The sequence below is a fragment of the Picosynechococcus sp. PCC 11901 genome (assembly GCF_005577135.1).
Classification (GTDB): Bacteria; Cyanobacteriota; Cyanobacteriia; order Cyanobacteriales; family MRBY01; genus MRBY01.
Map to the genome: position 1 here is coordinate 906896 of NZ_CP040360.1, position 13962 is coordinate 920857.

Sequence of the window (13962 nt, forward strand, 5' to 3'; positions counted from 1 at the left end):
GATGCTGCAAAACCAATTTTTTGTGGGGAAGCTATCACCATAAATCACTGAGATCTAAAACAAAATTCTGTAAAATATCCTCTCCGGTAAGCTGTTTGGGGGTCATTAAAATTTCCACGGTTCGACCAGGACGATAAATTTCCACTTGGCGATCGCCTTGGTTAATGAGCCAGCCTAACCGACAACCATTGGCTAAATATTCCTGCATCTTTTGACGAGTCTGTTGTATCAAATCACTGGGCGAGAGCAGTTCGGCGACAAAATCAGGGCAGAGGGGAACAAATTTTTGCTGTTGTTCTGGGGTAAGGCTATCCCAGCGGGACTTTTCGACCCAACACATATCCGGCGATCGCGTCGCACCATTGGGCAAAACAAAGCCCGTCGAGGAATCGAAGCATTCCCCTAGGCGATAATGATTATTCCAAATCCCAAGCTGGACATTTAACTTGAAGTTGAGTCGGCCAGTTTCACCACCAGTAGGGGCCATGATCACAAGTTCTCCTTGGGCTGTGCGTTCTAATTTGGCATCAGGATTCGCCTGACAGAGCTGGGCAAATTGGCCTTGGGTCAGGGTCAAAACGGGCTGGAGATCAAGGGTTACGGTAGCCATTGTCACGACCTCTCGCGGCGGAATGCTCCCATTGTAGGCAAGTTTTTTGGGGGATGGAGAATAGGGGATTCGAACCCCTGACCTCTGCGGTGCGATCGCAGCACTCTACCAACTGAGCTAATTCCCCAGAACGAAAAATTATTTTAGCACCTCTGCGGGGGGCGCAAGGCTGGGATCGATGCGTTCGAGTTCTAGATCGCTGAGGTAGTCCACACACCAGTTACTGCAACGCTGCAACATATGAAATGGATAGGTATGGGCGACGCCAACCACGGGAATACCGACGGATTTAGCGGCTTGGATACCATGGAAATTATCTTCAACGGCGAGACAATTTTCAGGCTGGATATTTTGGTCAGGAAATTTCTGGTTCAGTTGGGCGATCGCCTGGCGATAACCATCTCCGTTCGGTTTAAACGTTTTCACTTCATCGGCGGTGACAATCACATCAAAAGCTTGGTCAAGTTGCGCTTGCTGGAGAATAAATTCGGCATCGGCACGACAATAGCCCGTTACAATCCCCACGGGAATATTTTTGAGTTTAATCGCCGAAATTAGGGGAACAACGTCTTCATAGAGGGGGAACGGCTTTATTTCCCGTAATTTGCTTTGGTAAAGTGCAGATTTTTGTTGAATGAGACTATCCAGTTGCGCCTCGGAGAATACCCGCCCCCGGAGTGCAAGATTTTCCTTGAGGCAGCGGCGATCGCTTTTGCCCAGGCTGCTGTCGCGATAGAGGCGGTCGGTGGGTCGAAGATTTTCGGCCAGCAAAATGTCATCGATCAGCTCAAATTGGAGGGCCGTATCGTTCAGAAAGACTCCGTTGATTTCAAATAAAACGGCTTTGAGCAGGGTCATAACGGGACGATGGGAGGGTGAAAGTTTACGTTTTTTGACCAAGGGTCAGGTTTTTGCCTGGTAATCCTCATCTTAGAATAAGCGTTGATATTTGCGGGCGATCGCCATGGCTTTGATGACGGATATTCCCCAGCGACACATTCTAAAAACAAGGGTGCATTGCCTAGATTATCAACGGGCCTGGGCCGAAATTGCGGCGGCGATCCGCGATGGGACATTTGGTTATGGGGCGATCGCCAATGTACACATGGTGATGACGGGTTACTGGGATCGAGGGTTTCAAAAAATCATCAACCAAGCCCTGGTGACGACACCGGACGGTATGCCCTTAGTTTGGGGATTGCGATGGTTGGGTTATCCCCAGGCGACCCGGGTTTATGGGCCGGATTTGATGCTCCATTGTTGCGCCATGGCCGCCCAGGAGAAACTTCCGGTGTATCTCTACGGCAGTCGCCCAGAAACCCTCGAAAAATTGCAGCATCATCTTTTAGAAAAATTTCCTGATTTGCAAATTGCCGGAGTAGAAGCACCCCCTTTTCGGCCACCAACCTCCGCCGAGGCGATCGCCACAAGACAGCGCATCGAACAATCTGGCGCGAAGCTGGTTTTCGTCGGTTTGGGTTGCCCGAAGCAAGAAAAATGGATGGCTGAAAATAGCCCTCACCTTAATGCCGTTTTGTTGGGGGTGGGGGCTGCCTTTGATTTCCATGCGGGTACGGTTTCCCAGGCCCCCCACTGGTTGAGGCCCCTGGGTTTGGAGTGGCTTTATCGACTGATCCAAGAACCCCGTCGCCTCTGGAAACGTTATCTCATCCACAATGGGGCGTTTATTTTGCTGTTTGGTTGGCAACTGCTCCGGCGGCGATCGCCCTAATTCTTTTCAAATTCTGCCCACCCCTGAGGGATTTTAAGTATTTTTCTTTGTATTGCCAGTTGATGGCCTCGATCCATGCCCAAGTCTCCGTTTCCCCTTCCCACCCAGGATATCCGCGCGATTCATCCGCTCCACTGGTTAAAAACTGCCCAAGGCCGCTGGAAAAGGGGTTTATTGCTGGTGGGTAGTGATCTGTTGGGGTTGGCGATCGCCTGGCAACTCGCGGACTACATTAATAATTTTTATTCACCGATTCCGGCGGATCTGGTCTGGTGGGTGTGGCTCGATATTCCCAGTCTGTTCTGGATTTTTGCCGTTGTCACCCTCTGTTTTTTCTTTGGAAATCATCTCTATCGCCTGCCTCCGGCTCCCCAGAACTACACCCGCGCCGCCTGGATCATCACCTTGGTCTATGGTTTATTCTTGGTCGGCAGTTATTTTCACAATCCAATGTTGGATCCGCCCCGTTCACTTTTTATTACGGCGTGGTTTCTCAGCATTGCCTTTGTCGTAGGTTTTCGCTTTATTCTGACCCTCATCCTACGGCAGTTTGATCGCCAAGCACCGCCGGTAAATGTCTTTTTGGTAGCACCGGCAAAACAGTTGGACTGCCTCAAGCGGGTGATCAAAAAACGTCCCCATTACAAAATTGTTGGTGCTGCCCTCGCTTCCATGGCCGGCACCCAGGCCACCATTGCCCAAATTCGTCAGTCAGGCGCCCAGGAGGTTTTAGTCAAAGACTTGCCGGAAACGGAATTAGCTTCCCATTTGTTTTGGCATTTGCGCAGTGCGGGGATTGCGATTCGTTTGATGCCATCCAGTCGGGAAATGCTTTATCGGCGAGGTTTACCGGAAATGTTCGCGGGAATTCCCACCCTCCGCATTGAAACGCCCTTGTTATTGTGTTGGGATTATCGCCTGAAACGCTGGTTTGATTTCCTAGGCGCAGGGTTGGGTCTACTGCTAATTTCACCGCTGTTGGTCGGCGTGGCGATCGCCATACGTCTCGATTCACCAGGGCCAATTTTCTTTCGGCAACCGAGGGCGGGTCTCAATGGCAAACCCTTCAAGATGTGGAAATTTCGGACAATGGTCGTCGATGCGCCCCAGTTGCAGGCCCAACTAGAAGCGCAAAATCAAATGAAAGATGGGGTATTGTTCAAGATTAAAGACGATCCCCGCATTACCAAGCTGGGTAAATTTCTCCGCCGCACCAGTATTGATGAGTTGCCCCAATTAATTAATGTGGTACTGGGTCAGATGAGTTTGGTGGGGCCGCGCCCCTTACCATTGCGGGATGTGGAACGGTTTGACGAATGGCACCATATCCGCCATCAGGTATTACCGGGGATTACAGGACTTTGGCAAATTTCGGGCCGCTCAGATCTAGAGGATTTTAATGATGCGGCACGGCTAGATTTGTATTACATCGACAACTGGTCTTTGAACCTCGATCTCGATATTCTGCTAGAAACGGTGCGAATCGTCTTTTTTGGCAAAGGCGCTTATTAGGCCGGAAAACCGTTGGTTTCGAGGTAATGGCAGATATCATCAAAGGTTTCCCAAGGCACGTAAGCTTTGCCTTCTTCGTCCAGATATTGCTGGAGGCGATCGCGGGCAAAAACCAAATCTGCTTTGAGGGCCATATTGATATCCGTCAGGGAATCCCCGATGGCGATCGCTTTTTGGTATTTATACTTTCCCATCACCTGAACTTTTTCCACCATTTCTGTCCCCCCTTCAAAGGGCGCAATAATTTTGAAATAGGGATCGAGGGTATCAATATTCATCGCGGCCACCGTTTCAATGTGATCGCGCAGGGGTGTGCCATCGGTACCGGGGCGCGCTAAAACCCGCTCTACCATTGGCACGAGGCCACCGGAGACCACGACAATCGGCACTTGGCGATCGCCTAAAAACTGGAGAAAATCACTGAAGCCCTGACGTACAGGTTTATCGTCCACCTCGCTGACCAAAGCAGCAAATTGCTCCGAGGGAATCGCTTCGAGGATTTTGCGTACCCCTTCCCGGAGCGTAATCTTGCGGTTATACAAGCCCGGAAGAATGTCGGCGGCAACCTCCGGCGCATATTTACCGAGGGCATCGCCGAAGGTATCGACGGTCGTGATTGTGCCGTCAAAGTCGCAAAATACAATCGTTTGGGCGTCCATTAACTTTTGTAACGTAACAAGTTCCCCAGGATTATAGTCCGCTTTGGGATAATTTTGATCTTGTACTTTCCCTTACGAAGCAAGGAGAGTCTGTGTGCGGGGATCGAATTCAAAAACAGCCCCTTGGAAATTTGTCTGATTTAGTTTAGCGCCCTGAAACTTGGCTCCCCGGAGGTCAGCACGGGCGAAATTGGCTCCCCAGAGATTTGCGCCCCGAAAATCGGCCCTTTGGAGTTGAGCATGCCGAAAATCCGTCGAAACTAATTCTGCTTGCTGAAAATTGCTGGCGATCGCCTCTACATATTGACAGTTAGCGGCGGTTAAATTTCCGTGTTGGAAATCAGCTTGGTGCAGAGATGCCCGTGAGAAATTGGCCCGGACAAAACTCGTAAAACGCAGTTTGGCTCCAGTTAAATTGGTTCCCACCAAATTCATATCGTGGCCTTTTCCACCACAAAAAAGAATTCCAGCACAATTGAGACCGCTAAAATCCTGCCGCCGAAAATCAACACCATTGAGATAGGCGGCCTGTAACTGTATGCCTTGTAAATTTGTTTCCTGCAAAATCGCACCACTGAGCTTCGCCTCACTCAAATTACTCCAACTGAGATCCGCTCCTGTTAAATTGGCCCCGCGAAAATTGACCCCCGTTAAATTGGCGCCACAGAGATTCACATTTTGGAGATCCGCCATGAAAAAAGTGACCCAACGCATAATGGCCCCACTGAGCTGGGCGTGATTTAGGGTTGCTTGGGTTAAGGTCGCCCCCTGGAGATTAACTTTCGTGAGATCCGCGCCGGTCAAATCGGCTTGGTCTAATTTGGCATAGCTAAGGTTCGCGCCGTATAAAAAAGCTCGCTTGAGGTTGGCCTGACGTAGATGGCAATGGTGCAAATTCGTCCTTGCGAGGGAGGCAGAAACAAAATTTCCTCCGGTAAAGTTGGTATGGGCTAAGTCTAACCCAGTCAAGTTTGCGGCAGTAAACCGTTCCCTGGGAAATAACCTCTGTCCCAAGGCATAGTCATTGAGAAGCGCTTCAATATTCATAGGGCCAGCTTTATGCAACCGAGCACCAAAAACGAGCAGCACCATTCGTAAATGCTACCTGCCGGCATCGGCCTCCTCTTTTATTAGAAAAGCAAACATACTCTATTTACTGAAGAAGCATTTAATTCTTAATGTTTCGATAATCTTCTTTGTGAACTGTTAATCTTGACAACAGCGGTTCATCAAATCTAAGACATTTTCTACAGCATAGATGGGGGTCTCTAAGGCGATCGCCACTTCTGCCACCGTTTTATCATCGAGGAATTTGGCTTCATCGTGCTTAAGCATCACCGTCGGGAGCAAAATGCCATCGCCAAAATTTCGACCAACCAGTTTTTTGATCAAGTCTTCTCCCGTAAGCAGTCCGGTAACGGTGATGGCTTGGCCCCAGTAGTCACTATTTAAGGCTGCTAGGGTAATCGTTAAATTTTCCACTTGGTTTAGACGCGCGACAAGGGGTTCAAAGGCTTGTTCTACGGCATTCCCTACGACCCAAGTGAAGTGCTTGGGTTTGGCGATCGCCGACGGTAAAGTCTCATCGGCGGTGTTGAGAAAATCCCGGATGAACTGGCGAATCGAACCCACCCCATTCCCCAGTTGAGGATAGTCTTCGTAATGGGACTCCGGCGGCAGTTCTGCCCGTGCAATGAGAAACCATTCATCGGCTAGCCAAGCAAAATTCGTTTGAAACCGTTCCCGGAACTCTGCCTGGAGCGCTGTCACCTGGGCGATCACTTCCTGGGCTTTGGCCTGATCAACGGGGCTCAGTTCCGTCAAATTAGGGCGAAAACGAGTTAAACCGACCGGCACCACCGCTGCCGAAATCACAGCGGGTAAATCTCCCCTGTGAAATTCAGCCAAATCCCGCAATGTTCTTTCTAAATGAGGCCCATCGTTGATCCCAGGACAAACGACGACCTGGGCATGGATTTGTAAGCGATGATCCGCAAACCATTGGAGTTGCGTGAGGATTTCCCCGGCGCGGTCATTTTTGAGGAGTTGCCGACGAATCTCCGGCTCAGTGGCATGGACGGACACAAACAGGGGCGAGAGGCGCATTTGGTTAATGCGTTGCCATTCCCGCTCGGTCAGGTTGGTCAGGGTGAGATAACTGCCATAGAGAAAGCTGAGGCGATAGTCATCATCTTTTAAGTAGAGGCTTTGGCGCTTGCCGGGGGGCTGCTGGTCGATAAAGCAAAAGGGACAGCGATTATTGCACTGAATCAAACCGTCAAAGAGAGCATTTTCAAACTCTAAACCCAGGTCTTCGTCGTAGTCTTTTTCGATTTCGAGGTGATGAGATTTCCCTTTGGCATCGAGAACTTCTAATTCGAGGTATTCGTCGGCGCAGAGAAACTGATAATCGATGAGGTCTCTCGGCTTCATCCCATTAATGGACACTATGGCATCACCAGCCTCAAAGCCAATTTCAGCGGCAATGGAATCGGGGACAACGTGGCAAATTTGGGCGGGCTTGATGGTGGAGACGCTCATGGGTTAACGCAGCAGGGTTAATGCCAAGATGATCATACCAAAGCCTAATCGATACCAGACGAAAACCCAGGTTTGGTGTTTTTGGAGAAATTGGATCAGCCAGGCGATCGCCAAGTAGGAAAACACCGCTGAAGAAAGAAGACTGACAATTAGGGTGAGGGGCGGCACTGTTGTTAAGCCCCCACTCACTAACCCTTGAAATTCCACAAGGCCAGCGATGGTAATAGCCGGAATCCCTAGTAGAAACGAAAAACGTGCTGCCGTAGCCCGGTCTAGATTCATAAACAAACCCGCTGTAATCGTCGAACCAGACCGCGACACTCCGGGGATGACAGCGAGAGCTTGGGCGCAGCCCATGAGAAGGCCATCCTTGAGGCTGAGCTGGTCAAAGGCGCGTTGGTGCCGGGGATAACGTTCGGCAAGGGCTAACAAAATCGCCATCACAATGGAGGCGATCGCAATGGCGGTTAAGCTGCGTAACGGTGAAGCGTCATAATTAGGCACAAAAATTTTGAGCAGCAAACCCACACCGAGGATCGGGAAAGTGCCCCACACAATGCCCCAAAACATGCGCCACTCTTGTTTTTGCCAATCTTTTTGTTGCCAAGCTTGCCAGGCCCCACCAATGACCTGCCGTAAATCTTGCCAGAAATAACCCAGCACAGCGACGATGCTCCCCAGTTGAATCACGGCGGTGAGAGCCACCCCTGGATCGGGCCAACCGAGGGCCACGGGGATCACCTTGAGGTGAGCAGTGCTACTGATGGGGATGAATTCGGTTAAGCCTTGCACCAATCCTAAAATAATCCCTTGGAACCAATTGAACTGTATCGGGGCGATCGCCAACGTATTTTCGGGCGTTGCCGCATTGATGCGCAGATGCCAAAAGCTAATCAACAGAAATAGAACCAAGCCGAGGGCCACCATACTGCTGAACTCAAACCAGTGCCGTTGTTGCTTTTTTTTGAGCATTGATGTCGCTTCCCTTGGGCGTCGGGTAAATCTGCCTCAACTACTCTAGTCAATCTGGTTGACCTTGACTAGCTTTTAGAAAAATCCGGCCTGGGGATTCCCCACTCGGAGGTTAAATCCTCGGCGATCGCCCCTCAGAAATGGCAAAATCAGGCAAATTTCCCGTCCTCTTTATGAGAAAATCGGGAGTCATAAGTTAAAATTCATTAATAAATATTTACAAGTTATTGTTACAAACCACTTTGTTTTGCTGAACCATCCTCTTTTCTCTGTCGGTGCAGTGTATGTTCTCAAGCGACAACAGGATCTCCGCCGCAATATTCCCCTGCTAATTTGCCTCGCGTCGGGCTTCTTGGTTTCTGTGCCTGTTTTTTTCCAAGCGCCCCTGGTCAGGACGGCTCCCTGGCTGAGTTTGGCCTTGACTCTCCTCTGGGTGGCGATCGCCTGTGGCCTCCGGCAGCGAGAAAATACCGAAATTTGGGGTGATCTACTCTGGGGGTTTAGCTGGAGTTGGTTAGCCGGAGCCATCTATTGGGGCTGGTTGCGCTACGAACCCTTCTTACATCTTCCGGTGGAGGCGATTGGCCTACCCTTTGCTCTCTGGGGTCTGTGGCAAAAGCGGGGCTTGGTGGGACATTTGTTTTACCTAGGTTCCCTTCTTGGTACGGCGATCACCGACATTTACTTTTACCTCACGGATTTGATCCCCTACTGGCGCAAGCTCATGTATGCCGAACCGGATTTTGTGATGCCCATTTTTCAAGCGGCCTTGGCCCAGATGCAGACCCTCTGGGGCATTAGTTGGGCAGTTGTTCTGGTGAATTTATTGATTGGCATTAGTTGGTGGGCTTTCCGTCAACCCCAAATCCCCTATTGGAGTTTCGCCGGGGCTGTGGTCAGTACTCTCCTCGTCGATGGTCTGTTTTGGATTGCGGCTTGCTTCGCCTAGGAGATCCTGTTGCTTGATCATCTCCAACTGAAAAACTTCGCCAAAAATCTTCGGTAAATCTTCGCGCACTTGGGCCAAGGTAATCTCCGGTAAAAACTGCTGCAAACTCCCCACGGGGCGATCGCCAATGCCGCAGGGAACAATCCGTTTAAATCCCGCCAAATCCGGGCAAACATTCAGGGCAAACCCATGCATCGTAATCCAGCGCTTCACCTTGATGCCAATGGCTGCCACCTTATGACCCTCGACCCACACCCCAGTTAGTCCAGGAATTCGTTCTCCCACCAAGCCATAGCGCGCCAAAAGCCGAATTAAGACTTCTTCCAATTGCCGCAGATACCAGTGCAGATCTTGTTGGTGGCGACGCAAATTCAAAATCGGATAACCGATCAATTGTCCCGGACAATGGTACGTCACTTCGCCGCCCCGCTCTGTCCGATGCAATTCTACGCCTGCGGTTTCCGGGGAAAATTTCACAAAATCCAGCTTTGAACCTGTCCCTAGGGTGTAGACCGGAAAGTGTTCCAGCAGCAGTAAAACATCACTCAACTGCCCATCCCGTAGGCGTGCTTCCACCAGTTGTTGTTGCTGTGCCCAAGCTTCGGTGTAAGGCCAAATTCCCCCTTGATAAAATAGACAAAGGGGGAAAGGGTGTGAATTGATATGACGCAATGTCAAGGGATCCGACAAAACATTAAAAGTCATCAAGGGGCGATCGCCTTTTGGCAAAACAATGTTAGATATTGTCCTCACCATAGCAAAGAGTTAAGAACTGTAAAAGCTTCCTGGCTTTCTTAATGTTTCAAAAAAGATAAATTGACAAGGCCCAAAGGCAAAACCTACAATTAAAACTATAGAGAGAAAGAGATAAATCCTAAAAATTCCCAGTCAATAAGTTGTCAGCAACTAATTTCCTCCAAAAGAACTAAAAACCGCTTAATTCTCAGTTTGTTTATCTCATCAAAAAAACTTTCTCTAGTATTCAAACCTACGCTAATACTTGTAGAAGTGTTGCGTAATATTAAACGGACGGATCTATATATGACGCCACCACAATAGTTTTTCGCCTTGAAGAAACCTTGCTAGAATAACGAAACACTTCACCAACAAGTTCTTGTTTACACCAGTCATTTCATTGCGAATTTTTTTAGGCTTTAAATCCAGATTTCATTCGTAAATTGTGTACAAAGTAAACTTGTTTTATCCATTCAGATGGAGTAACCAGAGACTATGAAGCTATTGATCCAAGGCAACAACATTGCAGTAACTGAATCGATCCATGACTATGTTGAAAGCAAGCTTGAAAAAGCAACCAAGCACTTTCAAACCTTCGCCACAAAAGTAGATGTGCACTTGTCTGTTGCTAACAATGCTCGCATTACCGACAAGCATAAAGCTGAAGTTACTGTTTACGCCAATGGTACAGTGATTCGCGCCCAGGAAGGCAGTGAAAATCTCTACGCCAGCATTGACCTTGTTTCTGATAAAATCGCCCGCCAACTCCGCAAATATAAAGAGAAAAATTTCGGCAAGAAAACCCACGTTCAGGAAAAAACCAGTGAAGTGTTACCTGAGGATCCGGTGCCAGATAATCTCATTGGCGATCGCGCCCCAGAGCTTCCCTCTGAAGTGGTACGGATGAAGTATTTTGCGATGCCCCCCATGACCATTGATGAGGCTTTAGAGCAGTTGCAGTTGGTAGACCACGACTTCTATATGTTCTTGAACAAAGACACAAATGCCATCAATGTGATCTATATCCGCAACCACGGTGGTTATGGTGTAATCCAACCACGCTTGGGCAAAGAATAGTTGATTTTTTCCAGGTTCATTTAATGACTTTTAGACAATAGTTATTATTTGGATCATCGGCAAATCTAATCCCTGATTTAAAGGAAAGTCTTCTAACATAAAGCTTTCCTTTTTTATTGCTTCTTTTTTGTGGGTTATCAGAGACTAATTAACTTAAATATTTAGCAAATTTGGTATTGAACCATTGCGCCCCGTTGCACCTGAAAAAAGTGTTGGGCATTACCTTGATTTACACTGATTTCTAACCAACCATGGCTTCCTACCAAGGCACAGGGATGATTTTTCGGCACATCTCCATAGGTACAAACCAGGGGAATTTGTTGACCCGCTAACGTTGCTTGGCCCTGATTATTTGCACATACAGTATTGGGAATGGTGGTAATCAAGTTCCCAAAGTGGTCGATGTGCTGGATTATCCCGGTGTAGGACTTACCATTGCTCTGATAGGGGGGAACATCTAAACGCATGATTTCTGCTGATTTAAGGGGACGACCCAGCTTGGATAAAGGAACGCCCAGGGAAAGATGGGCTGCCACTGGCGCGAAAATGTCCCGGCCATGGAAAGTGTGACTCAGGTTTTCCCTTAGGGGCGATCGCCAATACTGGGGATTATCCAGTTCTATCGCCGCAACAATGGCATCCTCTGCAAACAAACCGCTCCCTAGACCGTTATTCGGCCCCACAAAATAACCTTGGTTCAATTCCACGGCGATCGCCTGGCGGTTAGTGCCGACCCCCGGATCCACAACGCCCACAAAGATTGTTTCCGGCGGGAAATAAGGCGCTGCACTCAACAGACAAAAGCGACCAGCCCACAAATCCTGGGGCGGAATATTGTGGCTGAGATCAATCACTAGGGCTTGGGGGGCGATCGCCGCCATGACTCCCTTCATTGTCCCCACATAACCGTCCTGTAAACCGAAATCTGTCACTAAGGCGATCGCCATCATGTTTTAAGTATTTTGTAGTATTTGATACAGTTTAATCTGAAGCCTGTTACTCTAAAAATAGCCAATTATCCCCAGCGAGAAGATCATGTTTAGAAACGTTCAACAGCAAATCGTCAAACAAATTAAACGCACCCACCGCGAAAACCTCAAGAAAAATTTGCAGCATCGCCTCGAAGCCGCCCGGAATTCCGGCAATGACCACCTCGTGCAGCAGTTAGAAGCGGAGGCCCAGTACCTTGGGATCGGTTAAACAATATTCATCTCAGCCGAATAATTTTTTACCAAAACAAAAAAAGGGAGTGTTGAAAAACATTCCCTTTTCTTTCGGTTAATTTGATGGATTTGCTTAAAATGAAGGCTCACTTTTCAAAAAGCTAAACCTCCAGTCCGAAAATCAGCAATCGTTGCCGAGCCTATTTACCCATGCCTAGCTTTTGGGCTTTTTGGTAAACCTTCCCTTCTGTCAACAGCGAAGGAGCAATTACTACTTCTACCTGTTGCATTTCCTTGATATTTTTGGCGCCGAGGGTTCCCATACTTGTTTTGAGAGCGCCCAAGAGATTGTGGGTTCCATCATCAAGTTTCGCTGGCCCCGTCATAATCTGGGTAATCGTGCCAGTTGTCCCCACATTAATCCGAGTTCCCCGGGGTAGTACAGGGCTAGGTGTCGCCATCCCCCAGTGGAAACCGCGACCCGGTGCTTCCGCCGCACGGGCAATGGGAGACCCAATCATTACTGCATCTGCCCCAGAAGCAATACATTTACAAATGTCGCCACCAGTAACAATTCCACCATCAGCAATGATCGGCACATAGCGGCCAGATTCTTTCTCATAATCATCGCGGGCCGCAGAACAATCAGCAACTGCGGTTGCCTGGGGGACACCAACTCCAAGCACACCACGGGAGGTACAAGCCGCTCCGGGGCCAATCCCCACGAGCACGGCCGCTGCCCCTGCACGCATCAGTTCCAACGCCGCATCATAGGTAACGCAGTTCCCCAGGACAACTGGAATGGGCAGTTCAGAACAAAGTTTGTGCAAGTTTAGGGGGACAATCCCTTCAGGAGATAGGTGAGAAGTAGAAACTACCGTTGCTTGGATAAAGAGAATATCGGCCCCAGCATCAGCGACAATTTTGCCATATTTGGTGGCACCGACAGGGGTAAGACTCACTGCAGCGAGGCCGTTTTGAGCCTTGATTTCTTGGATACGTTTCTGGATTAGCTCCGGTTGGATCGGCTTGGAATAGAGCTCTTGCATTAAGCCGACAAACTCGGTTTTATCAACTGCGGCGATCCGATCAAGGACTGGGTTGGGGTCTTCATAACGGGTTTGGAGTCCCTCAAGGTTCAATACGCCCATTGCACCCAAATCAGAAAGCAGCGCTGCCATTTTTACATCGACAACGCCATCCATTGCACTGGCTAAAATTGGGATATTTAGCTTAATTCCACCAATTTCGAGACTGGTATCTGCCAGTTCAGGGTCTAGGGTACGACCGCCCGGAACGAGGGCAATCTCATCGAATCCGTAAGCACGACGAGCTGTTTTGCCACGACCAATTTGAATGTCCACTCTTACTCCTTAATGATTGCCAAAACTTAAATGTGTCAGTCTAGGATAACTGATTGCTTGCATTTTCTTACAAAAAAGCGACCACCAGACGTCAATCTTTCTGGAGGCTGAATTTTGGGCTTGGTGCTGGTGACTCAGTTCGTGTGTAGATTCACGTAAAAGCAACTCGATGGACTAGCCTCATTTTCACGGAAGCGAACAACCATTTCTCCTAGTTAAGAATCACTTTGTTGCAAAAGAATTGACAGATAAGAGTGAGAATTAGAGTGAAAAATGACTAGAATTTTGATTGTCGGATCCAAAGAAGTGGTAGAGAATATTCTGGGAAAGAGGCTCTCAAGGTGTTGAAGCTTGAGAGGTCGCTAAAGGGTTCTAAAATTTTTCCTGGGAAAAAATTTTGTCTTTAAAAAAGATTTATGGGTGATTGGCGATCGCCAAGGGACTATCGACCATTAAGCGGCCCTAGAAACTATAAAGGCCAGGGGCATAGGATTCGACAACATTACCGGTTTCTTCACAGCTCACCATTAAATAATCGCAGGTTTCACAAGTTGTTTCCCGCAGGCTAGAGTTGTGTAAATAACGGCGCAGAGCTGGAGCGCCACAGTTCGGACAGGGGAGCGAATATGAACAATCCATAGCTTTGTC

Annotated in this window: 14 protein-coding genes, 1 tRNA gene and 1 pseudogene; 5 read left to right on the top strand and 11 right to left on the bottom strand. The window is 48.7% G+C overall.

All coding sequences use genetic code 11. The features are described 5' to 3' along the window. Nucleotides 1-34 precede the first annotated feature (34 nt). The 3 genes from FEK30_RS05325 to FEK30_RS05335 all read right to left on the bottom strand — a co-directional run bounded on the left by FEK30_RS05325 (nt 35) and on the right by FEK30_RS05335 (nt 1468). Nucleotides 35-610, bottom strand: a complete 576-nt coding sequence (locus FEK30_RS05325) for a Uma2 family endonuclease (protein WP_138072202.1) — start codon at nt 608-610, stop codon at nt 35-37. Between the two features lie 54 nt (nt 611-664). Beyond that, a tRNA-Ala gene (locus FEK30_RS05330) sits at nt 665-737 on the bottom strand. 11 nt (nt 738-748) lie between these two features. Further along, nucleotides 749-1468, bottom strand: a complete 720-nt coding sequence (locus FEK30_RS05335) for an HAD family hydrolase (RefSeq protein ID WP_138072204.1) — start codon at nt 1466-1468, stop codon at nt 749-751. 106 nt (nt 1469-1574) lie between these two features. Between FEK30_RS05335 and FEK30_RS05340 the strand changes: the two genes are divergently transcribed. Both FEK30_RS05340 and FEK30_RS05345 read left to right on the top strand, forming a co-directional pair. Then, nucleotides 1575-2342 (top strand): WecB/TagA/CpsF family glycosyltransferase, encoded by a 768-nt coding sequence (locus tag FEK30_RS05340; RefSeq protein ID WP_138072206.1) that lies wholly within the window; start codon nt 1575-1577, stop codon nt 2340-2342. A 75-nt stretch (nt 2343-2417) separates the two neighbouring features. Beyond that, nucleotides 2418-3854 carry a sugar transferase gene (locus FEK30_RS05345; protein WP_138072208.1) on the top strand — a complete coding sequence of 479 codons (1437 nt, stop codon included), beginning with the start codon at nt 2418-2420 and terminating at the stop codon, nt 3852-3854. Here FEK30_RS05345 and FEK30_RS05350 read toward each other — a convergent pair. The 4 genes from FEK30_RS05350 to FEK30_RS05365 all read right to left on the bottom strand — a co-directional run bounded on the left by FEK30_RS05350 (nt 3851) and on the right by FEK30_RS05365 (nt 8026). After that, nucleotides 3851-4513: an HAD-IB family phosphatase gene (locus FEK30_RS05350; protein ID WP_138072210.1), complete on the bottom strand. Its 663-nt coding sequence runs from the start codon at nt 4511-4513 to the stop codon at nt 3851-3853. The two genes, FEK30_RS05345 and FEK30_RS05350, sit on opposite strands and share 4 nt — an antisense overlap. A 72-nt stretch (nt 4514-4585) precedes the next feature. Then, nucleotides 4586-5605, bottom strand: coding sequence for a pentapeptide repeat-containing protein (locus FEK30_RS05355; RefSeq protein ID WP_049761541.1), 1020 nt, complete (start codon nt 5603-5605; stop codon nt 4586-4588). 114 nt (nt 5606-5719) lie between these two features. Beyond that, nucleotides 5720-7054, bottom strand: coding sequence for a TIGR03279 family radical SAM protein (locus FEK30_RS05360; RefSeq protein WP_138072212.1), 1335 nt, complete (start codon nt 7052-7054; stop codon nt 5720-5722). Nucleotides 7055-7057: 3 nt separating this feature from the next. Then, nucleotides 7058-8026: an undecaprenyl-diphosphate phosphatase gene (locus tag FEK30_RS05365; RefSeq protein ID WP_138072214.1), complete on the bottom strand. Its 969-nt coding sequence runs from the start codon at nt 8024-8026 to the stop codon at nt 7058-7060. Between the two features lie 319 nt (nt 8027-8345). Here FEK30_RS05365 and FEK30_RS17065 point away from each other — a divergent pair, with 319 nt between their 5' ends. Beyond that, on the top strand, nt 8346-8975 hold the full coding sequence (locus FEK30_RS17065) for a DUF3120 domain-containing protein (RefSeq protein WP_315862007.1): 630 nt from the start codon (nt 8346-8348) through the stop codon (nt 8973-8975). Between the two features lie 18 nt (nt 8976-8993). Here FEK30_RS17065 and lipB read toward each other — a convergent pair. Further along, nucleotides 8994-9638: pseudogene (gene lipB / locus FEK30_RS05375) on the bottom strand (lipoyl(octanoyl) transferase LipB); the annotation flags it as partial. Between the two features lie 567 nt (nt 9639-10205). Between lipB and hpf the strand changes: the two are divergent. Continuing rightward, on the top strand, nt 10206-10787 hold the full coding sequence (gene hpf / locus FEK30_RS05380; protein ID WP_012305897.1) for a ribosome hibernation-promoting factor, HPF/YfiA family: 582 nt from the start codon (nt 10206-10208) through the stop codon (nt 10785-10787). A 161-nt stretch (nt 10788-10948) separates the two neighbouring features. Here the strand turns inward: hpf and FEK30_RS05385 are convergent, their stop codons facing one another. Then, the gene (locus FEK30_RS05385; protein WP_138072216.1) at nt 10949-11737 is read right to left on the bottom strand and encodes an SAM hydrolase/SAM-dependent halogenase family protein; all 789 of its coding nucleotides are present in this window, start codon (nt 11735-11737) and stop codon (nt 10949-10951) included. Nucleotides 11738-11822: 85 nt separating this feature from the next. Here FEK30_RS05385 and pirA point away from each other — a divergent pair, with 85 nt between their 5' ends. Beyond that, nucleotides 11823-11987 carry an arginine synthesis PII-interacting regulator PirA gene (gene pirA, locus FEK30_RS16720; protein WP_012305899.1) on the top strand — a complete coding sequence of 55 codons (165 nt, stop codon included), beginning with the start codon at nt 11823-11825 and terminating at the stop codon, nt 11985-11987. 163 nt (nt 11988-12150) lie between these two features. Here pirA and FEK30_RS05390 read toward each other — a convergent pair whose 3' ends face one another. Together FEK30_RS05390 and FEK30_RS05395 are read right to left on the bottom strand one after the other, a co-directional pair. Next, nucleotides 12151-13314 carry a GuaB3 family IMP dehydrogenase-related protein gene (locus FEK30_RS05390; RefSeq protein ID WP_012305900.1) on the bottom strand — a complete coding sequence of 388 codons (1164 nt, stop codon included), beginning with the start codon at nt 13312-13314 and terminating at the stop codon, nt 12151-12153. A gap of 462 nt (nt 13315-13776) precedes the next feature. After that, a complete protein-coding gene (locus FEK30_RS05395; RefSeq protein ID WP_041443725.1) occupies nt 13777-13953 on the bottom strand; it encodes a hypothetical protein in 177 nt (58 codons plus the stop codon). Between the last annotated feature and the right edge of the window lie 9 nt (nt 13954-13962).

What these genes read in the sequence shown, in the direction of transcription:
- FEK30_RS05325 (WP_138072202.1), bottom strand. Translation starts at nt 610, where the DNA reads ATGGCTACCGTAACCCTTGATCTCCAGCCCGTTTTGACCCTGACCCAA.
- FEK30_RS05335 (WP_138072204.1), bottom strand. Translation starts at nt 1,468, where the DNA reads ATGACCCTGCTCAAAGCCGTTTTATTTGAAATCAACGGAGTCTTTCTG.
- FEK30_RS05340 (WP_138072206.1), top strand. Translation starts at nt 1,575, where the DNA reads ATGGCTTTGATGACGGATATTCCCCAGCGACACATTCTAAAAACAAGG.
- FEK30_RS05345 (WP_138072208.1), top strand. Translation starts at nt 2,418, where the DNA reads ATGCCCAAGTCTCCGTTTCCCCTTCCCACCCAGGATATCCGCGCGATT.
- FEK30_RS05350 (WP_138072210.1), bottom strand. Translation starts at nt 4,513, where the DNA reads ATGGACGCCCAAACGATTGTATTTTGCGACTTTGACGGCACAATCACG.
- FEK30_RS05355 (WP_049761541.1), bottom strand. Translation starts at nt 5,605, where the DNA reads ATGGTGCTGCTCGTTTTTGGTGCTCGGTTGCATAAAGCTGGCCCTATG.
- FEK30_RS05360 (WP_138072212.1), bottom strand. Translation starts at nt 7,054, where the DNA reads ATGAGCGTCTCCACCATCAAGCCCGCCCAAATTTGCCACGTTGTCCCC.
- FEK30_RS05365 (WP_138072214.1), bottom strand. Translation starts at nt 8,026, where the DNA reads ATGCTCAAAAAAAAGCAACAACGGCACTGGTTTGAGTTCAGCAGTATG.
- hpf (WP_012305897.1), top strand. Translation starts at nt 10,206, where the DNA reads ATGAAGCTATTGATCCAAGGCAACAACATTGCAGTAACTGAATCGATC.
- FEK30_RS05385 (WP_138072216.1), bottom strand. Translation starts at nt 11,737, where the DNA reads ATGATGGCGATCGCCTTAGTGACAGATTTCGGTTTACAGGACGGTTAT.
- pirA (WP_012305899.1), top strand. Translation starts at nt 11,823, where the DNA reads ATGTTTAGAAACGTTCAACAGCAAATCGTCAAACAAATTAAACGCACC.
- FEK30_RS05395 (WP_041443725.1), bottom strand. Translation starts at nt 13,953, where the DNA reads ATGGATTGTTCATATTCGCTCCCCTGTCCGAACTGTGGCGCTCCAGCT.